Source organism: Halorubrum sp. Boch-26 (assembly GCF_029889805.1).
In the GTDB taxonomy this organism is placed as follows: Archaea; Halobacteriota; Halobacteria; order Halobacteriales; family Haloferacaceae; genus Halorubrum.
The window spans coordinates 16,089-41,568 of record NZ_JARANT010000003.1; the positions used below are offsets into that span (position 1 = coordinate 16,089).

Below are 25,480 nucleotides of genomic sequence, written 5' to 3' on the forward strand. Positions count from 1 at the left end.
GAATGACGGATTACGACGTTCGGCTAGAGGGTGTGACGAAGCGGTTCGACGACGTCGTCGCGGTCGACGACGTCGATCTGGAGGTCGAATCCGGCGAGTTCCTCACCCTGCTCGGACCGAGCGGGTGCGGGAAGACCACGCTCCTCCGCTGTATCGACGGCTTCGAAACGCCGACGGAGGGCGCGGTGTACATCAAAGACGAGGACGTGACGCACGTCCCGCCGTTCGAGCGCAACACCAGCATGGTGTTCCAGTCGTACGCGCTGTTCCCGCACATGACCGTCGGCGAGAACGTGGCCTTCGGGCTCCAGATGCAGGGAGTCGACGAGAGCGGCGAGGCGGGCCGCGGCGGCGTCGGCCGATCGCTCAAGCGGCTCGTGCGTCGCGGATCCAACGAGGAGATCGAATCGCGCGTCGAGGAGATGCTCGAACTCGTCGAACTGCCGGAGACCAAAGACCGGCGGGTCAGCGAGCTCTCCGGCGGTCAACAGCAGCGTATCGCGCTGGCGCGGGCGCTCATCACGGAGCCGGCCGTGCTCCTGCTCGACGAGCCGCTCGGGGCGCTCGATCTGAAGCTCCGACAGAACATGCAGGTCGAGCTGAAAAACCTTCAGGAGGAGCTGGACACCACGTTCGTCTACGTCACCCACGATCAGGAGGAGGCGCTCACGATGAGCGACCAGATCGCGGTGATGAACGACGGCCAGGTCGAGCAGCTCGGCACCGCCACCGAGATCTACGAGGAGCCCGCGACGGAGTTCGTCGCGGACTTCATCGGCGAGACGAACCTCGTCCGCGGCGACTACTCGGAAACCGCCGAGGGGGCGACCATCCGGCGGAACGGCCGCTCGTATCGCGTTCCGAAGAATCCGGCGGCCGGATCGACTGCCGGGTTCGCCGTCCGACCGGAGAAGATCCGCATCGGCGACGACGCCGTCGGGCTCGACAACAGCTTCCAGGCGGAGATCATCGACGAGATCTACAAGGGGAACCTCGGCAAGTTCGTCGTTCGGTTGGACGACGGCGAGCAGTTCACCGTGGACATGCAGATCCGCGATCAGGGGTCGTACCTCCAGCCGGGAGAGACGGTTCAGATCGGCTGGGCGCCCGAGAACAGCGTCGTACTCACCGAGTAATCGGGGTGAGCGCGACTCCCGCGTTGGCGGGGACGTGCGGGCCTCGGACGGTAGACGGAACGACACGGCAGACGATAACTCCGGAGACCGGTCCGGAGTGACGCGACCGACGACATACACACGATTATGGACTTCACAGGCACGATTCGGGACCGACACGAACAGGCGCACGGTGAAATCGCTGAGCTCGACTTCGGGGCGTACATCGACGGCGGGACGCGACCGGCGAGTGACGGAGAGACGTTCGAACCGACCGACCCGTCGGTCGACGAGCCGATAACGGCCGTCGCGCGGTGCGGCGGCGAGGAGGTCGACGACGCCGTCGCGGCGGCCGACGCCGCGTTCAACGACGGCTGGGGAGCGATGGACGCGGGCGAGAGAGCCGAACTGCTTCGCACGTGGGTCGACGAACTACGGGACAACGTCGACGAGCTGGCGTTGCTGCAGACGCTGGAGATCGGCAAGCCGCTCGCGTACGCGAAGGCAGACATCGAGAACGGGCTCGACTTCTTCGAGTACTACGCGAACGTCTCGGTCGCGCAGGAGGGCGAGTACGTTCCGACCGGGACGGATTCGCACGCGTACGTCCGGCAGGAGCCGTACGGCGTCACGGGACAGATCCTCCCGTGGAATTACCCGATCCTGCTGATGGGGTGGAAGGTCGGGGCGGCGCTGGCGGCCGGGAACACGACGGTCGTCAAGCCACCGAGTCCGGCCCCGCTGTCGGTGATCCGGGCCGCGCAGCTGGCCGACGGCGTCCTCCCCGACGGTGTGATAAACGTTGTTCCGGGCTCCGGAGCCGACGTGGGCGAACCGATCATCGACCATCCCGACGTGGAGAAGGTGTCGTTCACGGGGTCCGTCCCGGTCGGCCAGTCGATCATGCGGACCGCCGCGGACAGCGTGACGCCCGTAACGCTCGAACTGGGCGGCAAGAACCCGTTCGTCGTCTTCCCGGACGCCGACATCGAGGAGGCGGCCGCGAACGCCGCGACCGGCGGGATGTACAACGCGGGCCAGTCCTGCGATTCGGCGACACGGCTCCTCGTCCACGAGGACGTGAAAGACGAGTTCGTCGACGCGTACCTCGACGAACTCGCCGGCTGGGAACCCGGTGATCCGCTCGAAGACGGAGCGGCGATGGGTCCGCTGGCTTACGAGGGCCACCGTCAGAGCGTCGACGACTACGTCGAAGTGGGTCGCGACGAGGGAGCGACAGTCCTCAGCGGCGGCGAGGCCCCGGAAGGCGACGAGTACGCCGACGGCGCCTTCTACCAGCCGACAGTCTTCGACGACGTCGACCCGGACATGCAGATCGCTCAAGAGGAGGTGTTCGGCCCGGTGCAGTTCCTCATGACGTTCTCGGACTACGCGGAGGCGATCGAGATCGCGAACGGCGTCGACTACGGACTCACGGCGGGAATCGCGACCGAGAACCCGTCCGTGGCCCACCGCGCGGCCGCCGACGTCGAAGCGGGGAGCGTCTGGGTCAACCAGTACTTCGGAACGGTTCCCGGCACGCCCTTCGGCGGGTTCAAGCAGTCCGGGTTCGGCCGCGAGTGCGCACAACAGGCGCTCGAAGAGCATACCCGATCGAAGTCGGTCAATCTCGCGCTCGACGAACCGCCGTACTGATCGCGTAGGGCGAGGCCAATTTCAGTCGATAAGCGGTGAACACCCGTTGGTATTCCCCTTTGGATCGCAGATGGCCGAATATAATTCGGTGAAATGGGGCGTATCGGGAAAGATTTTTCATGGGTGTTGCTGTATGGCCACCGAGGACACGACACATGCGCCAACTGTACATCGACGGAGAGTGGGTCGACTCGGAATCGTCTGCCGGGATCGACGTCGTCTCTCCCGTCTCGGGAGAGGTCATCGACACGGTCCCGCAAGCGAACGACCGTGACGTGGCGGCCGCGGTCGAGGCCGCGCGCCGAGCCCAGACGGAACTCGAAGGGATGACCGCGTTCGAGCGCGCGGAGGTGCTCGACGAGGTGACGGACTACTTCGAGGAACACGAGGACGAGATCGCGGAGGGGATCACCGAGGAAGAGGGGAAACCCCTTCACGAGTCCTACGAGGAGACCGAGTACGTCATCGACTCCAGCGAGGACTACGCTCACGACGCCATCCGCCTGTTCGGCGACGTCGTCCCCTCCGAGTGGCGCGACCGGTTCGCGTACACGCAACGTGAGCCCTACGGGCCGTGCGCGGTGATCTCCCCGTGGAACTTCCCGCTGGAAATTCCGGGCGGCAGCATCTACTCCGCAATCGCGACGGCCAATCCGGTCGTGTTCAAGCCGGCGGAAGAGACGCCGCTGACGGCGTACCACATCGCGGAGGCGTTCGCTCAGTCGAGCCTCCCGGACGGCGCGTTCAACCTCGTCACCGGCGACGGCGACACCGGTGCGGCGCTCGTCGGTAACCGCGACATTCGCCTGATCGCGTTCACCGGCAGCAGCGCGGTCGGCCAAGAGATCGCGAAGTCGGCGGCCGAGCGCAACGCCCAGTGTCTGTTGGAGCTCGGCGGGAAGGACCCGATCGTCGTCCTCGACGACGCGGACGTGGAGCACGCGGCCGACAGTATCGTCACGGGCAGCAACTGGAACGCGGGACAGGTCTGCTGTGCGACGGAGCGCGTCATCGCGACCGAAGGCGTCCACGACGATCTCGTCGACGCCATCGTGGAGCGAACTGAAGACCTCGTGCTCGGTGACCCCTTCGAGGACGGGGTCGACGTCGGCCCGATGATCTCCGAGCGAATCCAGTCGAAGGCCCGCGCTCACTTCGACGACGCCGTGGAGCGCGGCGCGACGGCCCGGACCGGCGGGGAGACGGACGGGCTGTTCTTCACGCCGGCCGTGCTCGACGGCGTGACCGAGGAGATGGACGTCGCCACCGAGGAGACGTTCGGCCCGGTGACCCCGGTCCTCACCGCGTCGTCGTACGAGGAGGCGATCGAGATCGCGAACCGCTCGCCGTACGGGCTGCAGGCGGCGGTCTTCACCGATTCGCTGGAACGCGCTCACGACGCCGCGAACCGCATCAAGGCGGGTGGCGTGTTCATCAACGAGACGAACAACTACTGGGAACGACTGCTCCCGTTCGGCGGCTACGGCGAGAGCGGTTCCGGCGGGCGGTACGGCAGCAAGTGGCACTTAGAAGCTATGACACAAGTGAAATCTGTGATGATGAACTACGGAGGCACCGAATGAGAGTCGTCGCGCTGGGCGGTTGCGGCGCGATGGGTAGAGCGACGTCGTGGGAACTCGCGGAGAACGAGGCGGTCGACGACCTCCTCATCGCGGACGCGGACATCGACTCCGCAGACGAGTTCGCCACCGAGCTCCCGGGTGACGTCGAGACGGCGCGCGTCGACGTGACCGATCACGAGAGCGTGGTCGAGACGCTCGCCGACGCCGACGTGGTCGCCAACGCGCTCCCGTACGCGTTCAACGTCGCGGTGATGGAGGCGTGTCTCGACGCCGACTGTCACTACCTCGACCTCGGCGGGCTGTACCACAAGACGCAGGACCAGCTAGAGTACGACGAGGAGTTCGCCGACGCCGGGCTGACCGCCGTCCTCGGAATGGGTGCCAGCCCGGGGTTGACGAACATCGCGACCGCGATGGGAGCGAGCCACCTCGACGAGGTCGAATCGATTCACATCCGCACCGGCGCGCGCGGCGGCGGCGAGGGGTTCGCCTACTCCGCGAAGACGATCCTCGACGAGCTGACGATGGACCCCGTCGTCTACGAGGACGGCGAGTACCGGACGCTCGACCCGCTCTCCGGCCGCGAGACGTACACGATGCCGTCGCCGGTCGGCGAGGTCGAGGGGTTCCACAGCATCCACTCGGAGCTGGCGACGATGCCGACCACGTTCCCCGGCGTCGACGACGTCGACTTCCGGGTCGCGTTCTCCCCCGACCTCGTCAACATCTGCGACGTGCTGATCGGGCTGAACCTCACCAGCGAGGAGCCCGTCGAGTACAAGGGCGTCGAGACCTCGCCCCGCGAGTTCCTCGACTGGCACCTCGACCGGCAGCCGAAGCCCGGCCCGGCCGAAGAGTGGAAGTCCTTCCGCGTCGACGTCGCCGGGACGGAAGACGGCGAACACGCCCAGTACCGGTACTCGACCGTGGTGGAGTCACGCCTCGACGACTGGGGCCTGAAGGCGACCGCGGTCTGGACCGGCGTCCCGATGGGGATCGCGGCGGTGCTCGTCGGACAGGGTGACGCGACGGCCGCCGGCGCGAAGCCGCCGGAGGAGCTGTTCGATCCCGAGCAGTTCATCGACGAGCTCGCGGACCGCGAGATCGTCATCGAAGGGGAGCAGATCGAATGAGCGTCGAGGGAACCGGCGAACGGGGCGTCACCGACCTGCACGGCCTCCTCGACCGGCCGATCGCGAACTACGTCGGCGGCGACTGGACGCGCCCGAGCGGCGGCGTCGCCGAGACGGTCGTCGACCCGGCGACCGGCGAGACGCTCGGCGAGACGCCGAACAGCACCGAGTCAGACGTCGACGCCGCGGTCGGCGTGGCGGACGAGGCGTTCGAGGAGTGGCGGCAGGCGCCGGTCGAAGAGCGGATTCAGCCGCTGTTCCAGTTCAAGTCGCTGCTGGAGGAGCACCAGTCGGAGATCGCGGAACTGCTCGTGCGCGAGCATGGGAAGACGCGGGCAGAGGCCGAGGGCGAGCTCCGCCGCGGGATCGAGAACGTCGAGGTCGCCTGCGGCGCGCCGACGCTGCTGCAGGGCGGGCACCTCCAGCACGCCGCGCCGGGGATCGACGAGACGGCGGTCCGGCACCCGCTCGGCGTGTTCACCGCGATCACGCCGTTCAACTTCCCCGGCATGATCCCGCTGTGGTTCCTCCCGTACGCGGTCGCCTGCGGGAACGCGTTCGTCCTCAAGCCGAGCGAGCGGACGCCGTACACGGCGATCGCGCTGTTCGAGCTGCTCGAACGGGCCGGCTTCCCGGAGGGCGTCGTCTCGCTGGTCCACGGGGGTCCCGACACGGTGAACGCGCTGTTGACGCACGACGACGTGGTCGGGGCCTCGTTCGTCGGGAGCACGGGCGTCGCGGAACACGTCTACGAGACGGCGGCCGCGAACGGTAAGCGCGTGCAGGCGCAGGGCGGCGCGAAGAACCACGTCATCGTGAGCGACGCGGCGGACCTGTCGTACGCCGCCGAGAAGACCGTGAGCTCGGCGTTCGCCAACACCGGGCAGCGCTGCCTGGCGAACCCGGTCGCGGTCGTCCACGACGACGTGTACGACGAGTTCGCTGAGCTGGTCGTCGACCGAGCCGCGGCACAGACCGTCGGGAACGGCCTCGACGACGGCGTCGACGTGGGGCCGGTCGTCTCCAGTGAGGCGAAGGCCCGGATCGAGTCCGCCATCGAGACCGGCGTCGAGGAGGGCGCGGAGCTGCTCCTCGACGGGCGCGAGCGGGCCGCCTCCGACGAGGGGAGCTTCCTCGCGCCGTCGGTGTTCGGCGAGGTGACGCCGGAGATGACGATCGCCACGGAGGAGCTGTTCGGGCCGGTGCTGGCGCTGATCCGCGCCGGCGACCTGGACGAGGCGATCGACGTCGCCAACCGGAGCCGCTACGGCAACGCCGCGTCCGTCTTCACGAACCGCGGCGACGAGGCGGCGACGTGCCGCCACGAGCTGGAGGCGGGGAACGTCGGTATCAACGTCGGGACGGCGGCGCCGATGGCGTTCTTCCACTTCGGGGGACAGAAGGACTCGTTCTTCGGCGACCTCCACGCGCAGGCCGAGGACGTCGTCCGGTTCTACACCGACGAGACCGTGTACATCGAGCGCTGGCCGGACCGAGAGGACTGAGCCGGTGACCGAGCTCCTGCTGCGCGGCGGCGCCGTGCACGCGTTCGACGACGACCGGACCGTGGCCGAGGCGGTCCTGTTCCGCGACGGTCGCGTCGCCGCCGTCGGCGGCACCGAGACCGTCGAGGCGGCCGCGATCGACCCGCGGGTCGTCGACCTGGACGGCCGGACCGTCTTTCCGGGGTTCAACGACGCGCACACCCACCTGCTGTCGGTCGGGATCGATCGACTGGAGACCGACCTCGCAGACGCCGCCGACCGCGCGGACGCGCTCTCGATGCTCCGAGAGAACGCGGCGACCACGGATCCCGGCGAGTGGGTGCTCGGCTACAACTTCGACGAGACGACGTGGCCTGACGGGGACGGACACCTCACCCGAGCCGATCTCGACGCGGTGAGCGATGACCACCCCGTCGCGGCGATGCGCGTCGACGGCCACGCCGCGGCCGTCAACGGCCTCGCGCTCGACCGAGTCGACCTCGACGGGGTGGAGCGCGACGTGAAGCGCGGCGACGACGGCGACCCCACGGGCGTGCTCGTGGAGGACGCCGCCGGCCGCGTGAAGCAGGCGACGTACCCGCGCGGGGAAAAGGCCCGCCGCGCGCTCGCGGCGGCGACCGAGCGGGCGCACGAGCTCGGCGTCACGTCGGTCCAGAACATGTCTGGACTCACCGCGCCGCAGGAGTTCGGGAGCCCGATTCACGCGGCGTTCTTCGGCGCGTGGCGAGACGGCGATTTGGGGCTTCGCGTGACGTTCTACGTCCATTCCGGGAAGGCGGAGTCGCTGTCGGACCTCGAGATCGCCTCCGGGTTCGGCGACGACTGGCTCCGGATCGGCGGGCTCAAGACGTTCTCCGACGGCTCGCTCGGCGCACGGACGGGGAAGATCTCCGGGACGTACGTCGACGACTCCGACAACGACGGGACGATGGTGACGACCGAGTCCGAGCTCCGGGAACTGTTCCGGACTGCGGCGCGGGCCGACCAGCAGATCGCCACGCACGCGCTCGGCGACGTGGCGATCGACACCGTGCTCGACTGCTACGAGGCGGTGCTCGACGACTACCGCGTGCCGGACCCGCGACTCCGGGTCGAACATCTCGAACTGGCCACCGACGCGGCGATAGCCCGGATGGCCGAGCTCGGAATCGTCGCGAGCATGCAACCGAATTTCCTCCAGTGGGCCGGCGAGGGCGGGATCTACGAGTCCGTCCTCGGGAGCGAGGCCCGCGGCGCCAACAACCGCTTCCGGAGCGTCACCGACGCTGGCGTCCCGCTCGCGTTCGGCAGCGACACGATGCCGATCGGCCCACTTCGCGGCATCCACCACGCGGTGAACGCGCCGCACGACGCCCAGCGCCTCTCCGTCGACGAGGCGATCGCAGCGTACACCCGAGACGCGGCGTACGCGGAGTTCACCGAAGACGAGAAGGGGACGCTCGAACCCGGCAAGCTCGCCGACGCGGTCGTTCTCGACGCTGACCCGTTCGCCGAGCCGGCGTCGATAGCGGATATCGACATCGATATCACGATCGTCGACGGTGAAATCGCGCACGGAGACCCGTCGTAGTCGAGCCCGTCCGAGCTGGGTCCGACAGTCGTTCTCGCGGCCCGTTTGCGTCGGTGGAGCGAGCGGGGGCTTTCGCCCGCGTCCGAAGTCGCGGGGTTCTGCGGTTTATCGCTGTGACGGCACGCGGGAGTACCACGGTTCACGGTCAGGTCCGCCCCTCCACGGCTTTTTAACCGTCCGGGTCCACCACTCGCGGTATGGCGAAGTACTCGACGGGCGGTGGCGGCGGCGGCGACGACGGCGACGCCTGCGAGCTCTGCGGGCGAGAGACCACGGAGCTCCAGCGGGCCACGGTCGCCGGAGCGAAGCTCCTCGTCTGCTCGGACTGTCGTCCCCACGACGACGCCGGCAACGCTCCCGGGAGATCGGACAAGTCGGGGGGCTCCGGCGGGAGCCGCGGCGGGAGTTCCGGCGAGAGCCCGGGCGGCGCCAGCGCCGAGTCGAGCGGCCCGGAGAGCCGGAAGAAGGAGCTCGCCCGGAAGCAGGCGAAGATGTACGACTCCGCGACCGGCGACTCCAAGCACTGGGAGGAGGGCGGGACGAACTACGAGTCCGACCGGCTCCCGTACCTCGTCTCCGGCTACGGCGACGACGTGAGTGCGGCCCGGCAGGCGGCCGGCCTCACCGTCGAAGAGCTCGCCGACGACCTCGATGTCGACGAGGACGACCTGTTCGCGGTCGAGGACGGCCGCGCAGCGACCGCCGGCGTCGGCGGGTCGGTCGTCCGCGCCGTGGAGGAGCGTCTCGGCGTCGAGATCGTCGACGAGTGACGCGCGTGAGACGACCGCGGTCCCGGCCCCGTATCGCCTCCGAACCGAAACGATCGGTTCTCCGAAGGACGACCCCACCATGAAGGCGATCAAGGACAGCGTCCACGGTCACGTCCGGCTCGGCGACGTCGCCGCCGAGCTGATCGACACGCCCGCATTCCAGCGGCTGCGCCACATCAAACAGCTGTCCACCGTCAGGCTGGTGTACCCCTCCGCGAACCACACCCGCTTCGAGCACAGCCTCGGCGTCTACCACCTCGCACGGAGCGCCGTCGAAGGGTTCGGCCTCGACGCCGACACGGCCGCCCACGTCCGCGCGGCGGCGCTCCTCCACGACGCCGGCCACGGCCCGTACGGGCACCAGACCGAAGGGGTCATCCGACGTGCGACCGGGCGCGACCACGACGACATCGAGTGGCTGCTGACCGACGCCGACCGCGAGGTGTGTCAGGTCCTCGAACGCAACGGGCTCGACCCCGGGCGCGTCGCGTCGCTGATCGCGGGCGAGGGCGGGCTGGGCGCGCTCGTCTCGGGCGAACTCGACGTCGACCGGATGGACTACCTCGTGCGCGACGCCCACCACACGGGCGTCCCGTACGGCACGGTCGACACCGGGCGGCTCGTCAACGAGCTCCGGCTCGCGGGCGACGGCGGAGCGGCCGGAAGCGGCGCCGACGGGGGCGATCCCGAGCGCGCTGAGCTCGTGCTCGCCGAGGGGAACGTCCCCACCGCGGAGAGCCTGCTCGTCGCCCGGTCGCTGATGAACGCGGTCGTCTACCGCCACCACGTCTCGCGGGTCGCCGGCGCGATGCTTGAGCGCGCCTGCGAGCGCTACCTCGACCGGACCGAGGCCGACGTCGAGACGTTCCGACGGATGGCCGACCACGACCTCCTCGTCGGGCTCCGCGAGGCCGTCCCCGAGCTCGGCCGGCGCATCGAGCGCCGCGACCTCTACAAGCGGGCGGTGTGGGTCGGGGCGGAGGACGTACCGGCCGGAACGGTCGACGCCGGTCACGCAGAGGAGCGCACCGCCGAACGCGAGATCGCCGACGCCGTCGGGCTGGACCGCGAGGCGGTCGTCGTCGACGTCCCCTCCCGGCCCGGGCTGAAGGAGTCCGGCTCGACCGTCGTCGTCGACGGCGTCCCGCAGCGCTTAGAGGACGCCTCCGAGCTCGTCGCCGGGCTGCGCAGCGCCGAGCGCCGCCGCTGGACGCTCGGCGTCTACTGTCCGGCGACGCACGTCGACGCCGTCGGCGAAGCCGCGCGCGACGTGCTCGGGATCAAGACCGTCGGGACGACGGCCTGACCGGTGCGACTCGAAACGGCGTCGGAAACGGCTCGGGGCGACGGTCCCCGCTACTCTTTGCCCGGCACTGGCACCGCGAGCACCGGCCGGTCGCTCCCGAGAATGACGTCTTGGCTCACGCTACCGAAGAAGGCCTTCCCAGTCGGGCGCCGCTTGCGACCGGAAACGCAGATCACGTTCGCGTCGATTTCGGCTGCGGCCGTGATCAGTTCGGTGGCCGGGTCGCCGCTGGCCTCGTGGTGGACGCAGTTGACGCCGGCCGATTCGAGCACCTCCCGGGCGCGGCGCACGGCCGACAGCTGGTGGACCGAGGCACCCTCCGGGTTCTCCTGAAACACGTGACACAGGTGCGCAGTCGTCTCCTCTGCCGCGTGTGGCAGGTCGGCGATCGCTTCCGCCTGCGCGACCGCACGTTTGTCTTCCACGTTGTCGACCCCCATCAGTACGTCGTACATACGCACACGTTCGTGGACGACCGATATAAACGGTGGCCAAGCTTCCCGCTCGCCGCCACCGTTCCTCCCACTCCTTTTATCCGACGCCGACGAACCGACCCGCATGATCACGGTCAAAGACACCGTCCACGACCACATCGAGATCGACGGTGTCGCCGCGGCGCTGATCGACACCCCCGTGGTGCAGCGGCTCCGTCACGTGAAACAGCTCGGCACGGTCCAGCTCGTCTACCCCTCCGCGAACCACACCCGCTTCGAGCACAGCCTCGGCGTCTACCACCTCGCCAGCCGCGCGCTCGACCACCTCGGCATCGGCGGAAAGCGGGCCGAACGGATCGAGGCGGCGGCGATGCTCCACGACGTCGGGCACGGCCCGTTCAGCCACAACTTGGAGTCGCTTACCCATCGTCGAACCGGGAAGTATCACGACGACGTGAGCGAACTGCTCGCGAGCGGTGCGGTCGGCGAGGTGCTCCGCGACCGCGACCTCGACCCGGACCGAATCGCCGGGCTCGTCGCCGGGGAGGGCGCCTACGCCGGGCTCGTTTCGGGCGAACTCGACGTCGACCGCATGGATTACCTCGTGCGCGACGCCTACCACACGGGCGTCCCGTACGGCACCATCGACACCGAGCGGTTCGTCCGCGAGCTGACGTTCGTCGAGCGAGACGACGTCGGAGACGGTGACGGTCCGGGCCGCGACGGCCCCGAACTCGTCCTCGACGAGGGGAACGTCCAGACCGCGGAGAGCCTCCTGCTCGCTCGGGCGCTGATGAACCCCGTCGTCTACACTCACCACGTCGCGCGCATCTCGAAGGCGATGGTGCGACGGGCCGCGAGCGAGCTGCTGGACGCGACCGGAACGACGGCCGCCGAGCTCAGGCGCATGGACGACCACGACTTCCTCGCCGCGATCCGCGACTGCCCGGCGACCGCCGAGCTCTCCCGCCGCTACGACGAGCGCGACCTCTACAAGCTGGCGGTGTGGGCCGAGCACGACGACGTCCCCGAGCGTGTCCACGAGGCGGACCACGCGGCCGAGATCGCCCTGGAGCGCGAGATCGCCGAGGAGGCCGGCGTCGCCCGCGAGCACGTTGTCCTCGACGTGCCGCCGGAGCCGTCGATGCGCGAGTCGACCGCCCGGGTGACGGTCAGCGGCGAGGTCCGCCGGCTCGAACGGCAGTCTCCGCTCGTCTCCGCGCTCCGGACCGCGCAGCGCAACCAGTGGCGCCTCGGCGTGTACGCCCCCGAACCGGCCACCGACCGCGTCGGCCGGGCGGCCGCGGACGTGCTCGGGCTCGACCCGGAGGGACTCGTCGCGGAGATGCGCGGCGCGATGCCGACGACGCTCGACGAGTTCGAGTAAGGGAGCGGCGCGGCTCCCACCGTTCCCGTGGCGCACCGATCCGTTCCCGTGACGTTTTAACCTCGGGCTGGCGACCGTGAGGTATGCATCTGGAGGGGACGATACTCGCCGGCGACGCGTTCGAACCCGTGGAAGGGCGGGTGGTAGTCGCCGACGGGGAAATCGTCCGGATCGAGGAGGCGTCGGTCGAGAGCGACGACGTGATCCTCCCCGCGTTCGTCAACGCCCACACCCACATCGGCGACTCCATCGCGAAGGAGGCGGGCGAAGGGCTCTCGCTCGACGAACTGGTCGCCCCGCCGGACGGACTCAAACACCGACTGCTCCGGTCGGCGAGCCGCGAGGAGAAGGTGGCGGCCATGGCGCGGACGCTCCGGTACATGGAGTCGACCGGCACCGGTACGTTCCTGGAGTTCCGCGAGGGCGGCGTCGACGGCGTGGCCGCGCTGCGTGACGCGATCGCCGGCGAGGGCGTCGACTTCAGCGAACGCGCGATCGACTCGGTCGTGTTCGGCCGGGACGACCCCGACGTGCTCTCGGTCGCCGACGGCTACGGCGCCTCCGGCGCCCGCGACGCCGACTTCGACGCCGTGCGCGCGGAGACCCGCGACGCCGGGAAGCTGTTCGGGATACACGCCGGCGAACGCGACGCCGACGACATCAACCCCGCGATGGACCTGGACCCGGACTTCCTCGTTCACATGGTCCACGCCGAACCGATCCACCTCGACCGACTCGCGGACCGCAGCGCGCCGGTCGTCGTCTGCCCGCGCTCGAACCTCGTGACGAACGTCGGCGTCCCGCCGATCCGCGAGCTCGCCGAGCGCACGACCGTCGCGCTCGGCACCGACAACGTCATGCTCGACTCGCCGTCGATGTTCCGCGAGATGGAGTTCGCCGCGAAGCTGGCGGACCTCCCCGCCCGCGACGTGCTCCGGATGGCGACCGTCAACGGCGCCGAGATCGCCGGGCTGAACCGCGGGGTCGTCGAGCCCGGCGCCGACGCCGACCTGCTCGTGCTCGACGGCGACTCCGACAACCTCGCCGGCGCGCACGACCTCGCCCGGGCGATCGTCCGGCGGGCGGGCGCCGCCGACGTCTCGCGGGTCGTGATCGGCGGCGACGAGACCGACTCGTCGGGAGACTGAAGCCGGTCGCGGGCGTAGCGATCGCCGATGGCCACGTTCTCGCTGCTCGCCGGTCTCGCGCTGGGGCCGGTCGTCGGACTGCTCGCGACGCTCGCGATGGACCGCGTGATGCCCCGGCTCCCTGAGGGGACGACCGCCCCGCGGGTCGCCGCGGGCGTCCTCACGGACACCCAAGTCGACGACGCCCCCGAGCGGCTGGCGACGTGGGTCCACTACGTCGCCGGCGGCGGCGCGGGGCTCCTCTTCGTCGGCCTCGTCTCCGCGGTTCAACTCGGTCTCGGCGTCGGCGGCACCGTCGCGCTCGCGGTCGCATCGCCGGTCATGCTCGCGCTGATGGTGGGCTTCTTCGCGCTCGTCCCGCTCCCGCGAGCGCAGGGGCTCCCCCGACAGCGGCTCTCGACGGTCCGGCGCGACTGGGCGCTCTCGGCCGCGGCGTACGTCGTCGTCGCCGCGGCCCTCGTCGCGGTCGCGGCCGGTCTCTGATCCGGTGTCCGCTCCACTCCGGCGAACCGGGAGAGAAACGGTTTAGTCGCTGGCACCTGCCCGATCGCTCATGCACGCCATCACTCGATCCGGCTGGATCGAGGTCATCTCCGGCTCGATGTTTTCGGGAAAGACCGAGGAGCTGCTTCGCCGCCTCCGCCGGTCCGAGATCGCCGGCCAGTCCGTCGCGGTGTACAAGCCCGGGGTCGACGACCGCTACGGCGAGACGACGATCGGCAGCCACACGGGTCGCCAGTGGGACGCGACCGTCGTCGACAACGAGGGCGACGGCCCCCTCGACATCCTCGACGACGAGCCGTTCCCCGAGGTCGTCGCGATCGACGAGGCGAACTTCTTCTCCGACGCGCTCGTCGCGGTCTGTAACACGCTCGCTGACGCCGGGACCCGCGTGATCGTCTCCGGTACCGACCAGACGTTCCGCGGCGAGCCGTTCGAGCCCCTCCCGCAGCTCATGGCGACCGCCGAGTACGTCGACAAGCTCCAGGCGATCTGCTCGCAGTGCGGCGAGCCCGCCTCGCGGAACCAGCGGCTCATCGAGGGCGAGCCCGCGCACGAGGAGGACCCGACGATCCTCGTCGGCGCCGAGGAGTCGTACGAGGCGCGGTGTCGCGACTGTCACGTCCTGCGAACGGGCGAGCGCCCGGACGGCGGCCGGTCGTATCTGGCGGACGGGGCGACGGTGTCCGAGGAGTCGACCGACACCGCCGAGGGGCCGATGGACGCGAGCGACGACTGAGGATAAAAAGGGAACGCGCGCCGCCGTCCGCCGAACTACTCGTCGATTCGATCGTCGGTTCCCGTCGCGTCCTCGTCGAGGGTGGTTTCGGGGGCGGTGTCGGCCGTCGCGACGCGGAACAGCCCGACGAGCGAGACGAGCGTGAGGGCGGCTCCCTCGGCCCGCGCGGCGACGTACGCCCACTCGCGAGGTTCCGCGTCGCCCGCGTCGCGGTACACGACGCGGGTCCACGCCCGCACGACCGGGCGCGGTGCGAGCGTCTGAATGAGCCCCACGAGACCGACGACCAACAGCAGCGCTGCTCTCATACCGACAGGTTCGCCGGGCGTATTTAAAAGCGATGCGCCGCGGACGCTCGGCGTCGGTGTGGGCGTTCCGACGCCCGTCACGCCCGCTCGGCGGCCGCGAGGAACCGCCGACAGGTCGCGGCCGCCCACTCCCGGACCGGCGGCGCGTCCGACCAGCACACCGCCGCGATCCCCCGCTCGTCGAACAGCCCGACGACGGCGCGGTCGCCGGCGAGAAGCACTCCGACCGGCGAGTCGCCCTCGTGGCGATACGCCTCGACGCCGTGGGCAGTGAGGACCGACCGAACTGCGGCTCCTGCGGGACCGCCGAGTCGGTCGACCGCGCTCCCGGTGAACACCAGCCGCGTCTCCCCGTCGAGGTCGTCCGCGACCCGTCGGGCGAGCGACGAGTCGATCCGCGGGACCACGCCGACGACCGAGTCGTCGCCGTCGACGAGCGCGGCGAGCCGCGCCGCGGGCCCCGGCTCGTCGTCCCGCCCGACGACGGTGACCGCGGCCTCAGATTCATCGACGTCGACGGCCGCGTCCACGAGCGCGCGGAGCGCGGGTCCGGGCCCGTCGCCACTCGTCGGTCGGGACCCGTCGTCACTCACCGCCGGGGTCCTCCGGCGACCGCGGGGGGTACGACTGCCGCCCGCCGGTCGACCGCCGGGCGAGCAGTCGGGCCGTCGCGCGGCGCCGGTCGTCCGGACGCTCCTCGGTCGTCTCGTCGTAGTACAGCACCGTCAGCCCGAGCGCCGCGCGCAGGAGTTCGTTGGCCGCGAACCGGTACCGGTCGTCGCTCGGGCCGGACGGCGTCGGCGACGCGGACCGGAGGTGGCCCTCGACGAACAGGTAGCCGCCGGGAGCGAGCGCCTCGGCGAGGTCGGCGAAGCGGTCGAGGGTGTGGAAGAAGCTCATCGTGATCAGCTCGTACGCCTCGGCGGGGAACCCGTACGTGGCGATGTCGCCGTGGACCGGTTCGATCCGGTCTCCGATCTCGCGCTCAGCGGCGCGCTCGCCGATGATCCGCAGTCCCTCCCGGGAGGCGTCGAGCGCGTCGACCGCGTAGCCGGCCTCGGCGAGGAACACCGCGTTGCGGCCGGTGCCCGCGGCGACGTCGAGCGCGCGCCCGTCGGGGATCGAGGGCTCGTACGAGCGCAGTACGGGCGACGGCTCCGGCTCCCGCGGGTAGTCGCCGGCCGCGAACCGCTCGTCCCAGTCCGTCATGGGTGCGCTTGCGTCCGCCCGAGCGTAAACCCCACGGGCGTGGGGGTCGCAGTGTGACCATGGACGAGACGGAGTCGACCGCGGCGGTCGTCGGCGACCTGCTGACAGACAGGGACGAGTCGCTCGCGGTCGCGGAGTCGCTGACCGGCGGCCTGGTCGGGTCGCGCGTGACGGACGTGCCCGGGGCGAGCGCCTACTTCGATCGGGGGTTCGTCACCTACGCGTACGACGCGAAGCGCGAGGTGCTCGGCGTCTCCCGCGAGTCGCTCGACGCCGAAGGAGCGGTGAGTGCGGCGGTCGCCGAGGAGATGGCGGCCGGCGCGCGGGACCGCGCGGACACGACGTGGGCGGTCGCCACCACCGGAGTCGCGGGGCCCGGCGGCGGCACCGCGGAGAAGCCCGTCGGCCTCGTGTACGTCGGCGTCGCGCACGCAGCGCCGTGGGGGACCGAGGCCTCGTTCGTCCGGAGCGAGCGCGTCGTCCTCGACGGGGACCGCGGCGCCGTGAAACGCGGCGCGGTCGACGCCGCCCTCGACGCGCTCGTTCGGGCGGTTCGCGGGATCGACGCCGACGAATAAGGAAGGAGTCGCCGACGGCCGAGCCGTGCGAATGCGCGAGCGTTTATCCCCGCAGCCCGTGTACGGTCGCTATGGTCGAACGCGTACTGGTCGCGATGGACGGATCAGAGCTCTCCGAACGGGCGCTACGCTACGCGCTCGACGCGCATCGGGACGCCGACGTCACGGTGTTACACGTCGTCGGCGAGCCCTCCGGAATGATGGGAGCGGCGACGGGAATCGCGCTCGCGGACGACAGCGAAGAGCGGGTTCAAGAGCTCTCGGAGGAGGTGTTCGAACAGGCGGGGGAGGTCGCCTCCGAACACGGTGTCACGGTCAACGTGGAGGCCGAGGTCGGGTCGCCGGCGAGCCGAATCGTCGAGCGCGCCGAGGAGTTCGACGTGGTCGTGATCGGGACCCACAGCGGGTCGCTCGCCGACCGGCTCCTCGTCGGCAACGTGGCGAAGTCGGTGTTTCAGAACGCGCCGGTTCCCGTGACGGTCGTGCGTTAACTCGGGCGGTGTCGGTTCGGCCGGTTCCCGCTCCGCCCCGTCACCCGTCGATGTACGCGTGACCGACGACCGCGACGATCAGCGCCGCGACGACGATCCACGCGAACGGCTCAACGGCGAGCAGCCGGAGCGGCCGGACCACCGACTCGTCGAGACCGAACAACGCTCCCGCGGCGAAGACGACCGCGAGGACGAGGGCGGCAACGACCCCGGCGACGCCGAGCAGCGCGGTGTCGGTCCGATCCATACGGCGGATCCGTCTGGGGCGTACATAAACGGATCCCGAACGAATCGGAACTCATTCTCAACGAGCCTGCACGGACCGCGCTTAGGAGCCTGTCGTTTCGACCGATCGTGTCGCTCGGAACTCGAACCGTGCGCCGCCTTCGTCGCTGTCCGTCAGCGTCACGTCCCAGTCGTGGGCTTTGGCGATACGTGAGACGATCGTGAGTCCGATGCCGCTTCCGCTGTACCCCGTCGTGTAGCCGTGATCAAACACGGCGTCGCGCTCGTCAGGGGGAATGCCGTCGCCGGTGTCTTCGACGTAGAAACCGCCTTCGAGGGGACCGACGCGAACGGTGATGTCGGCGCCGCCGTGTCCGACTGCGTTCCGGAACAGGTTCTCGAAGAGCGCCGTGAGTTGGCTCGCGTCTCCGGTCACTGTGCACGGATCCGTCGAGAGGGTCGCTGATCGCGTGTCGAGCACTTCCCACGCGTTGCGGGCCACTTCGGACACCGACACCGGTTCGTGTTGTTCCTCAGGGGTGCCGTGACGTGCGAGCGCGGTGAGGTCCGTGACGAGCTCCTGTATCCGCGTGTGAGAGCGTTCTATTTTTTCGAGGCGTGATTCGTCACCGGTTTTCTGATATAACTCGAGGTTCCCGGACGCAACTGACAACGGATTGCGTATATCGTGCGAGACCATGCTGGCGAACTGCTCAAGCCGCTCGTTTTTTGCCTCCAATTCTGTTTCTCGCTCACGTAACGCCTGTTCCGTGTCGACTTTTGAGAGCGCAGTGGTGAGGTGCGTCGCGAGTAGTTCGCCGATGGTCACGTCTTGCGTGTCGAAGTCCGAATGAGTCGGTGAGCCGGCTATCAGAACGCCGTACTCGCCCAGCGGAAGATGCAATTCGCTGCGGATCGGTGAGTCCGGGTTGTAGACGTCTGCGTCGGCCAGGACGTCGTCGATCGCCGTCGCAGTGCCGTCTTCGAAGACCCGCCACGCGATGCTCTCTCCGTCACGAAACGTCGGCGGGTCACCGATGATATCGAAGACGTCATCGGTGTACGCGACGGGGGCCAGTTCGTCGTTCTCCTCGTCGTACAGATGGATCGCGTTCACCTGTAGGTCCAAGATCTCACGGGCGGCGACGACACCGCGTTCGGCGACTTCCTCGGCCGTCTCAGCGGATAATAACCGTGATATCTCTCGGTTGAGTGCTTCGAGTTGTCGTTCCCGTTCCTTGCGTTCGGTGATCTCCGTGGACACGCCGAACACTCCCTCAATGTCCCCGGCAGCATCCAGCGCAGGCACTTTCAAGGAGAGATACGTTCGCTCGTCGCCGCGCACGACGATTTGCTCTTCGACCTCGATCGGTTCGCCCGTTTCGAGGACGCGACGGTCGTTGGCTCGGACGGTCTCCGCCACTTCCGGCGGGTGGATATCCGCATCGTGCTGCCCGACGAGGTCCTCCGTGTCGAGGTCGAACAAACGCTCGTATTCAGCGTTCGCAAACACGTATCGGCCACCGGTGTCTTTCAGATACATCACCGCAGTCGTATTTTCGAGGATGAGGTTGAGACGGCGGTCCGCCTCTCCGAGGTCCGCGAGGACGTGTCGCTGATCGAGGTACGCCGTGACGAGCCGAAGGACGGTTGTGAGCAGCTCTCGTTCTGCGGACAGAAACACGTCGCCGTCCGTCTCGGTCACAGCGCCGGCCGTGTAGCCGATCGTGAGTGTGAGTTCCTCGCCGGCGGTAGTCACGTCTTGGACGGTGAGTTGATGCACTGGCGGGTCGTACTCCGAAGAGGTGAACTCAGTACCGCCGACGGAGAGCGACGCAACGGCGTGCTCGGGGAACCGCAGCGAGCGCGGAAGCGACGTCACGACCTGCCGGAGTTGCCTCGTCAGCTGGTTGTCGCCGTCGATGCGCAGATCGCTGATCGGTTGCGTCGCAGTGAATTCGCTCTCTCGTTCTCGGGGATCGTGTTTCGTTCGGTACTCAGCAACGGCGTGACGGATGCGCGTGGCAAGCCGGTCGTACTGTTCTGGACCTCGTTTCCGTAGATAATCGGTCACGCCGGCAGAGATAGCTTCGCTGGCGATCGCTTCTGAGCCGTTCCCGGTAAACAGAACAAACGGCAACTCCGAATGGGTTTCACGAACCGTTCGTAAGAACGCAACTCCGTTCTGATCCGGCATTTCGTAATCACTCACGACACACGCAATCGGTTCTGTTTCGATGAGTTCGCGCGCGTCGCCGACGCTTGTCGCAGTGTGAATCGTAGCCGCGGGGAATCTGCGTTGGAGGAATTCGACCGTGGGGTCTAAGAGATCCGGTTCGTTATCAACGCAGAGAAGATCCATGCAGGCGTGTCTGTAACCGCTAGTAAAGTTCTTTCTCAAAGTAGATGTTTCAGCGCCTTTGCGGGGGCATATTCGAGGCGCTATCGCCGGTACGCTCTGCCGGACTGTGTTTCACCGTCACGGAACGCCTCGAACGAATCGTATCAAGCCAGGGCAGGGATTTGAACCCCGGAAGTCTCGATTACAAGTCGAGTGCATGAACCGCCCATGCTCCCCTGGCGCAGGCTGGCGTACTCGGGCCTCGTATGAGTGCGTGTCGCTTTCGGCGAGCCTGACGCTCGCTCGAAGTCACTCGGTTCCGGTCGCGGTCTCGTCTCCGTTCTCGTCGGTGCCGTCGCTCACCGCCTCCGACAGCGGCTTCGTCAGTTCGACGCGGTGGAGGTCGTACCCCTGATCGGCGTAGAACGCGCGAGCCCGGTCGTTGTCGGCGAGCGCTTCGAGCGCGACGGTCTCGGCGCCGGTCGCCGCGAGGGCGCGCTCGGCCGCGTCCAGCAGGTCGGCGCCGATCCCCTCGCCGCGGCGCTCCGGGACGACGTACAGATTACTCACCGTCCCGCGGACCCGGTCGCGCTCGTACCCTTCGCGGTCGATCGAGAAGCCGACGAATCCGATCGGGCCGCCCTCGTCGTCGGCCGCGGCGTCTCCGTCGCGGGCGACGAGCAGCTCGCCCGTGACGACCGAGCGCGCGACCCACTCGCGTACCGCGGCGCGATTCGACTCGGCGAGCAGCGTCGAGCCGTGGCGCCGCTGGCTCTCCGCCAGCGCGACCCAGAGGTCGGTGATATCATCGACGTCGTCCACCGTCGCCGGCGCGACCGTCGATCGCTCGCCGTCGGACATTCGGTCGTGGATTCGTTGCGGCGCGCCATGAGGCTACCGGCGGGAGCGAGAGGGATGAGAAGGCGACGAACGCAGTGAACGCCGAACGTGAGAGGTCTGCGCCTCGCGAGCTCACACCTCGCTGCACTCCGGACAGACGGCCTGTCCGTTGGCGGTCACCAAGTCGGGGACGAGCGCGCCGCAGCTCTCGCAGACGCCCTGCGTCGCCGACCCCGAAACGTCCGTCGTGGCGGCCTCGCTCGCGGGGTCAACGCCCCCGTCCGACCCGAGCATCCCCTCGTCGCCGCGCCGTCGGAGGGACTCGTCGCCGACTGGCGCCTCGCGGGCGCCGTCGCCGGTCCGGGGCGCTCCCGCGGCGAGCGCGTCGCCGGCGGTGACGACGCCGACCGCCTCGCCGCCCTCGACCGCCACGACTCGATCGGCTCCCTCTGCCACGAGCCGCTCCTCGACGGCGGCGAGCGCGTCGTCCGGCGCCACCGTCGGGAGGGGCGGTCCCATCACCGAGCCGACCGTGGGGCCGTCGGCGTCGCCGGGGCTCCACCCGTCGGCGTCCAGCAGCACGTCGAGCGCGTTCCGGCAGCCGAGCCGTCCGACCGGCTCGCCGCCGCGGACGACGACGAGACAGTCGGTCTCTTCTTCAACCATCAGCGCCGCCGCGTCGGCCAGCCCGTCCGACTCGCTCGCGCCGAGGAACTCGCGATGCATCACGTCACGAACCGTGGTGTCTGTTCGCATGGAACGTGAATTCGCCGCGAACGGCTAAAAGCTGCCCCCGGTATCGTTATACGGGTTCCGAACGTAGAATCGCGATCGGTCCGGAACAGAGCGGTCTCGCGGCTTTTCTGGGAGACGCGGACGGCGCGTCAAGGCTCTCGACGCGGGGGACGGGACGAAGAGGAGGGTTCAAACCCTCCGGCGCTCGAGCGGGCACATGACCATTCCCTCGTTCGTGATCGGGATCGCGGGAGGGACCGGCGCGGGGAAGACGACCGTCTCTCGGCTCGTCACCCGCGACCTCGGCGACAGCGTCACCCGCATCCCGCTGGACAACTACTACGAGGACCTCTCGCACCTCGACTTCGAGGAGCGACAGTCCGTCAACTACGACCACCCCTCGGCGTTCGAGTGGGAGCTCCTCCGCGAGCACCTCGAAGCGCTGCTGGAGGGACAGTCCGTCCAGATGCCGCAGTACGACTTCGAGGTCCACAACCGGAAGGCGGAGCGCGTCGCGGTCGAGCCCACCGACGTCATCGTGCTCGAAGGGATCCTCTCGCTGTACGACGAGGAGATAAACGCTATGATGGACCTCCGGCTGTTCGTCGAGACCGACGCCGACGTCCGGATCCTGCGCCGGATCCGCCGGGACGTCATCGAGCGCGGCCGCGACCTGGAGGGCGTCATCGACCAGTACCTCTCGACGGTGAAGCCGATGCACGAGCAGTTCATCGAGCCCTCGAAGAAGCACGCCGACGTGATCATCCCGGAGGGCGCCAACAGCGTCGCCGTGAACCTCCTCGAAGAGAAGCTCCGCGCCGAGGTCGAGGGCGACGCCGTCCGGAGCTGGGAGCGCGGGAGCTTAGAGGAGGAGCTCGGCGAGAAGCGCTCGCTCGACATCGACGGCGACGACTGAGACGGGACGGCGACGACTGACGCGGCGCTCCCGCGAACGGAGAATCGCAGGTGCGACTAACTACCTCGGTCGCGTACCTCCAGCCATGCTCAGAGCGATCATCGGCGTCCTCGGCGGACTCACGGCCTTAGTTCCGGACCGGATCGTCGACGCCTTCGAACGCGTCGCCGTCGCGAATCCGGACGAGGTCGAAGCCCGATCGGGGCTCCTCCCGACGCTTCGAGCCGAAGGCGTGTTCATCGTCGCGATCGCCCTGGCTGGCGGTCGCGTCTACGCGTGGACGGTGTACGTCGCCGGCGCTTTCGGTTCCGTTCTGCTCGCGTTCCCGCGACTGTACCGCGCGGTCGCAGCGCGGTTCGTCTACGACGACCCGAAGGCGGTCGAATGGAAGGCCGGGGTCGATCGCGTCCTCCGGTTCGTCGGCGCGCTGTACGTGCTGTGGGGACTCCGGGAGCTCCGCCGGGGAAGAGAAGCGGCGTAGCTCCGCCCCTACCGCCGCCGGCTGGCCACCCGCTCTTCGGCCGTCTCCGCGCTGACCACCTCGTAGAGTATCGCCCGTCCGCCGTCTTCCTTGGGCCGCAACACCCGGCCGAGCCGCTGGGTGAACTCCCGCTCGCTGCCCGACCCGGAGAGCACGACCGCCACGTTCGCGTCCGGCACGTCGACACCCTCGTCGAGCACGTTCGCGGCGACGACGCGGCCGTAGGTCCCCTCGCGGAACCGCTCCAGTATCTCGCGGCGCTCCTTCGCGCCCGTCTCGGCGGTGATCGCGGGCAGGAGGAATCGCTCGGAGAGCCGGTAGACGAGGTCGGTGTGGGCGGTGAACACGATCACGCGGTCCTCGCGGTGGCGGTCGAGGATCGACTCTAAGCGATCCACCTTCCGGCGGGCGTTCATCATGATCTCGCGGGCCTCCTGTTTCGCCAAGAGGGCCTCGCGGGCGGCCGGGTCGTTCCCGGAGCGCTTGACCAGCTCCCGGTAGTCGCTCCCGCTCGTGAACGTGATCCCCGCCTCGCGGACGTACTCGACGAAGGTGCCCTGCTTCTCCTCGTAGCGCTCGCGCTCCGCCGGCGTCAGTTCGACCTCGGTCCGCCGGATGTCGTAGGGCGCGAGGTGGTCGCCGGCGAGGTCGTCGACGTCGAGCGCGTAGGCGCGGTCGCCGATCAGCTCCGCGACCGTCTCGTGGGCGCCGTCGGGACGCTCGAACGTCGCCGTCAGCCCGAGCCGCGCGGGCGCCGCGAGCAGCCGCGCCACGTCTTGATACCCCTCCCCGCCGAGGTGGTGGACCTCGTCGAAGATCACGAACTCGAAGGCGTCGCCGACGCCGTCGGCCTTGAGGTACGCCGAGTCGTACGTCGACACCGTGATCGCCTCCCGGCGCTGCTCGCCGCCGCCGAACCGACCGATCGGCACGTCGAACTCCCGTTCTAACTCCCGCTGCCACTGGTCGAGCAGGTCGACCGTGGGGACGACGACGAGCGTCGGGACGCCCAGTTCGACCGTCGCGCGGATCGCGATCACGGTCTTGCCGGCCCCGGTCGGGAGTTCGAGCACGCCCCGGTCGCCCGCGTCGCGCCACGCGTTGAGCGCCTCGCGCTGGTACTCGCGCAGGTCGTAGTCGGTCCCGAGCGCGTCCGGAAGCCCCGCCTCGCCCGCGGCGCGGTCGCTCGCGGCTAACACGTGGTCCTCGACGCTCTCGCCCGCGACTTCCAGCGCGCGCCGGACCGCGGCGTAGCGGTAGGCCGGTGCGCGGCCGGTCCCCGAGCGCGGATCGAACTCGACCCCCGGCAGCGGCGGGAGCGACGCGAGGGGGTCGCCGTCGGCCGGTCCGGCTCCGTCGCCCGCCGACTCCTCCGCAGCGCCCCCGGCCGACTCTCCGGCGTCGACCCGAATCGTCCCGTCCTCGTAGGTCAGCCGGACGTTCATCGCCGGACGTTGCCGACCGACTTACAAAGGGGCACCGCCTCCGTCCGCCATGCGCGCGGACGAGTTCGACCCCGAACTGGCGGCCGTCGTCGACGAGATCGAGGCGCTCGGGCTCCCCGAGTGGCACGCCCTCTCCGTCGGCGCCGCGAGGCGCGTCGAGGACGAGGTGTTCTCCGGCGACCCCGAGCCCGCCGTCGCCGACGTCCGGGACCTCGCGTTCGACGGGCCCCACGGCGAGGTGCCGGTGCGGGTGTACCGCCCTGAGGCGGCGATCGACGCGGCGGGCTCCCGCGGCGACGACGGCGACGACGCGGCCGGCGCCCGCACCCTCGTCCACTTCCACGGCGGGGGCTGGACGCTCGGCACCCTCGACTCGATCGACGGCCCGTGCCGGGAGCTGGCGACTCGCGCGGGGGCGGTCGTCGTCTCCGTCGACTACCGGCTCGCGCCCGAACACCCGTTCCCCGTCGCGGTCGACGAGGCGGCCGCGGCCGTCGAATGGGTCGCGGCCAACGCGTCGGCGTTCGGCGGCGATCCGGACCGGCTCGGCGTCTCCGGCACCAGCGCCGGGGCGACGCTCGCGCTCGCGGCCTGTCTGCACCGTCGGGAACTGGGCGACGGCGCCGTCGACGTCGCCGGCCAGTTCCTCCTCTACCCGATCGCGGGCGACGACTTCGAGACGGACTCGTACCGCGAGAACGCCGACGGCCCCCTGCTCACCCGCGCGGACATGCGGTGGTTCTACGACCGGTACCTCCGGAGCCCCGTGGACGCGCACAACCCGTTCGCGGTGCCGCTCCGCGCGCGCGACCTCGGCGGGCTTCCGCCCGCGACCGTCGTCACCGCCGGGTTCGATCCCCTCCGGGACGACGGGGCGGCGCTCGCGGAGCGGTTCGACGGGGAGGGGACGCCGGTCGAGCACCGCCACTACCCGGCGATGGCCCACGGGTTCTGCAGCCTCTCGGACCGCGTCGCCGTCGCGGAGGAAGCGCTGTCGGCGGTCGCGAGCGACGTCGAAGCGAGACTGTGACGAACGAGGTCGCTGGGAGACCGACGACGCCCGG

At 69.5% G+C, this 25,480-nt stretch carries 26 protein-coding genes and 1 tRNA gene; 17 read left to right on the plus strand and 10 right to left on the minus strand.

Annotation, left to right across the window (positions count from 1 at the left end):
* Positions 1-2: 2 nt before the first annotated feature.
* The 8 genes from OQF71_RS00810 to OQF71_RS00845 all read left to right on the plus strand — a co-directional run bounded on the left by OQF71_RS00810 (position 3) and on the right by OQF71_RS00845 (position 10,638).
* A complete protein-coding gene (locus OQF71_RS00810; protein ID WP_280585162.1) occupies positions 3-1,136 on the plus strand; it encodes an ABC transporter ATP-binding protein in 1,134 nt (377 codons plus the stop codon).
* 126 nt (positions 1,137-1,262) lie between these two features.
* Positions 1,263-2,771 carry an aldehyde dehydrogenase family protein gene (locus OQF71_RS00815; protein ID WP_280585163.1) on the plus strand — a complete coding sequence of 503 codons (1,509 nt, stop codon included), beginning with the start codon at positions 1,263-1,265 and terminating at the stop codon, positions 2,769-2,771.
* Between the two features lie 155 nt (positions 2,772-2,926).
* A complete protein-coding gene (locus tag OQF71_RS00820) occupies positions 2,927-4,354 on the plus strand; it encodes an aldehyde dehydrogenase family protein (protein ID WP_280585164.1) in 1,428 nt (475 codons plus the stop codon).
* Positions 4,351-5,487: a saccharopine dehydrogenase NADP-binding domain-containing protein gene (locus OQF71_RS00825; RefSeq protein WP_280585166.1), complete on the plus strand. Its 1,137-nt coding sequence runs from the start codon at positions 4,351-4,353 to the stop codon at positions 5,485-5,487. The genes OQF71_RS00820 and OQF71_RS00825 overlap by 4 nt, the downstream gene beginning before the upstream one ends.
* Positions 5,484-6,992 carry a CoA-acylating methylmalonate-semialdehyde dehydrogenase gene (locus OQF71_RS00830; protein WP_280585168.1) on the plus strand — a complete coding sequence of 503 codons (1,509 nt, stop codon included), beginning with the start codon at positions 5,484-5,486 and terminating at the stop codon, positions 6,990-6,992. The genes OQF71_RS00825 and OQF71_RS00830 overlap by 4 nt, the downstream gene beginning before the upstream one ends.
* A gap of 4 nt (positions 6,993-6,996) precedes the next feature.
* Complete coding sequence (locus tag OQF71_RS00835) at positions 6,997-8,562, plus strand: amidohydrolase (RefSeq protein ID WP_280585170.1); 1,566 nt, start codon at positions 6,997-6,999, stop codon at positions 8,560-8,562.
* 197 nt (positions 8,563-8,759) lie between these two features.
* Entirely contained in the window at positions 8,760-9,332 is a 573-nt protein-coding gene (locus tag OQF71_RS00840) for a transcriptional regulator (RefSeq protein ID WP_280585171.1), read from the plus strand.
* 79 nt (positions 9,333-9,411) lie between these two features.
* A complete protein-coding gene (locus OQF71_RS00845; RefSeq protein ID WP_280585172.1) occupies positions 9,412-10,638 on the plus strand; it encodes an HD domain-containing protein in 1,227 nt (408 codons plus the stop codon).
* A gap of 50 nt (positions 10,639-10,688) precedes the next feature.
* Here the strand turns inward: OQF71_RS00845 and OQF71_RS00850 are convergent, their stop codons facing one another.
* The gene (locus OQF71_RS00850; protein ID WP_280585173.1) at positions 10,689-11,093 is read right to left on the minus strand and encodes a universal stress protein; all 405 of its coding nucleotides are present in this window, start codon (positions 11,091-11,093) and stop codon (positions 10,689-10,691) included.
* Between the two features lie 103 nt (positions 11,094-11,196).
* On the opposite strand from OQF71_RS00850, the gene OQF71_RS00855 reads away from it, so the two are divergent.
* From OQF71_RS00855 to OQF71_RS00870, 4 genes are all read left to right on the plus strand, one after another.
* The gene (locus OQF71_RS00855; RefSeq protein ID WP_280585174.1) at positions 11,197-12,459 is read left to right on the plus strand and encodes an HD domain-containing protein; all 1,263 of its coding nucleotides are present in this window, start codon (positions 11,197-11,199) and stop codon (positions 12,457-12,459) included.
* 83 nt (positions 12,460-12,542) lie between these two features.
* The gene (locus OQF71_RS00860) at positions 12,543-13,607 is read left to right on the plus strand and encodes an amidohydrolase family protein (RefSeq protein WP_280585176.1); all 1,065 of its coding nucleotides are present in this window, start codon (positions 12,543-12,545) and stop codon (positions 13,605-13,607) included.
* A 27-nt stretch (positions 13,608-13,634) separates the two neighbouring features.
* On the plus strand, positions 13,635-14,090 hold the full coding sequence (locus OQF71_RS00865) for a hypothetical protein (RefSeq protein WP_280585177.1): 456 nt from the start codon (positions 13,635-13,637) through the stop codon (positions 14,088-14,090).
* Between the two features lie 70 nt (positions 14,091-14,160).
* Complete coding sequence (locus OQF71_RS00870; RefSeq protein WP_280585178.1) at positions 14,161-14,847, plus strand: thymidine kinase; 687 nt, start codon at positions 14,161-14,163, stop codon at positions 14,845-14,847.
* A 35-nt stretch (positions 14,848-14,882) separates the two neighbouring features.
* Here OQF71_RS00870 and OQF71_RS00875 read toward each other — a convergent pair whose 3' ends face one another.
* The 3 genes from OQF71_RS00875 to OQF71_RS00885 form a co-directional block, all read right to left on the minus strand.
* On the minus strand, positions 14,883-15,155 hold the full coding sequence (locus OQF71_RS00875; RefSeq protein ID WP_280585179.1) for a hypothetical protein: 273 nt from the start codon (positions 15,153-15,155) through the stop codon (positions 14,883-14,885).
* A gap of 77 nt (positions 15,156-15,232) precedes the next feature.
* On the minus strand, positions 15,233-15,748 hold the full coding sequence (locus OQF71_RS00880) for a hypothetical protein (RefSeq protein WP_280585180.1): 516 nt from the start codon (positions 15,746-15,748) through the stop codon (positions 15,233-15,235).
* The gene (locus OQF71_RS00885; protein WP_280585181.1) at positions 15,741-16,364 is read right to left on the minus strand and encodes a class I SAM-dependent methyltransferase; all 624 of its coding nucleotides are present in this window, start codon (positions 16,362-16,364) and stop codon (positions 15,741-15,743) included. The genes OQF71_RS00880 and OQF71_RS00885 overlap by 8 nt, the downstream gene beginning before the upstream one ends.
* Before the next feature lie 59 nt (positions 16,365-16,423).
* Between OQF71_RS00885 and OQF71_RS00890 the strand changes: the two genes are divergently transcribed.
* Both OQF71_RS00890 and OQF71_RS00895 read left to right on the plus strand, forming a co-directional pair.
* Entirely contained in the window at positions 16,424-16,942 is a 519-nt protein-coding gene (locus OQF71_RS00890) for a nicotinamide-nucleotide amidohydrolase family protein (RefSeq protein WP_280585209.1), read from the plus strand.
* Between the two features lie 71 nt (positions 16,943-17,013).
* A complete protein-coding gene (locus tag OQF71_RS00895) occupies positions 17,014-17,433 on the plus strand; it encodes a universal stress protein (RefSeq protein ID WP_280585182.1) in 420 nt (139 codons plus the stop codon).
* 40 nt (positions 17,434-17,473) lie between these two features.
* On the opposite strand, the gene OQF71_RS00900 is transcribed toward OQF71_RS00895, so the two are convergent.
* The 5 genes from OQF71_RS00900 to OQF71_RS00920 form a co-directional block, all read right to left on the minus strand.
* A complete protein-coding gene (locus OQF71_RS00900; protein ID WP_280585184.1) occupies positions 17,474-17,680 on the minus strand; it encodes a hypothetical protein in 207 nt (68 codons plus the stop codon).
* 81 nt (positions 17,681-17,761) lie between these two features.
* Entirely contained in the window at positions 17,762-20,020 is a 2,259-nt protein-coding gene (locus OQF71_RS00905; RefSeq protein WP_280585186.1) for a PAS domain-containing protein, read from the minus strand.
* A 146-nt stretch (positions 20,021-20,166) separates the two neighbouring features.
* Positions 20,167-20,240: transfer RNA gene (locus OQF71_RS00910), tRNA-Thr, on the minus strand.
* A 68-nt stretch (positions 20,241-20,308) separates the two neighbouring features.
* Positions 20,309-20,860: a GNAT family N-acetyltransferase gene (locus OQF71_RS00915; protein WP_280585187.1), complete on the minus strand. Its 552-nt coding sequence runs from the start codon at positions 20,858-20,860 to the stop codon at positions 20,309-20,311.
* A gap of 111 nt (positions 20,861-20,971) precedes the next feature.
* On the minus strand, positions 20,972-21,595 hold the full coding sequence (locus OQF71_RS00920) for a CBS domain-containing protein (RefSeq protein WP_280585189.1): 624 nt from the start codon (positions 21,593-21,595) through the stop codon (positions 20,972-20,974).
* 196 nt (positions 21,596-21,791) lie between these two features.
* On the opposite strand from OQF71_RS00920, the gene udk reads away from it, so the two are divergent.
* Both udk and OQF71_RS00930 read left to right on the plus strand, forming a co-directional pair.
* The gene (udk, locus tag OQF71_RS00925) at positions 21,792-22,490 is read left to right on the plus strand and encodes a uridine kinase (RefSeq protein WP_280585190.1); all 699 of its coding nucleotides are present in this window, start codon (positions 21,792-21,794) and stop codon (positions 22,488-22,490) included.
* An 85-nt stretch (positions 22,491-22,575) separates the two neighbouring features.
* Entirely contained in the window at positions 22,576-22,971 is a 396-nt protein-coding gene (locus tag OQF71_RS00930) for a hypothetical protein (protein ID WP_280585191.1), read from the plus strand.
* Positions 22,972-22,979: 8 nt separating this feature from the next.
* Here the strand turns inward: OQF71_RS00930 and OQF71_RS00935 are convergent, their stop codons facing one another.
* Positions 22,980-24,416: a DEAD/DEAH box helicase family protein gene (locus OQF71_RS00935; protein WP_280585192.1), complete on the minus strand. Its 1,437-nt coding sequence runs from the start codon at positions 24,414-24,416 to the stop codon at positions 22,980-22,982.
* Between the two features lie 49 nt (positions 24,417-24,465).
* Between OQF71_RS00935 and OQF71_RS00940 the strand changes: the two genes are divergently transcribed.
* Entirely contained in the window at positions 24,466-25,446 is a 981-nt protein-coding gene (locus tag OQF71_RS00940; protein ID WP_280585193.1) for an alpha/beta hydrolase, read from the plus strand.
* Positions 25,447-25,480 lie beyond the last annotated feature (34 nt).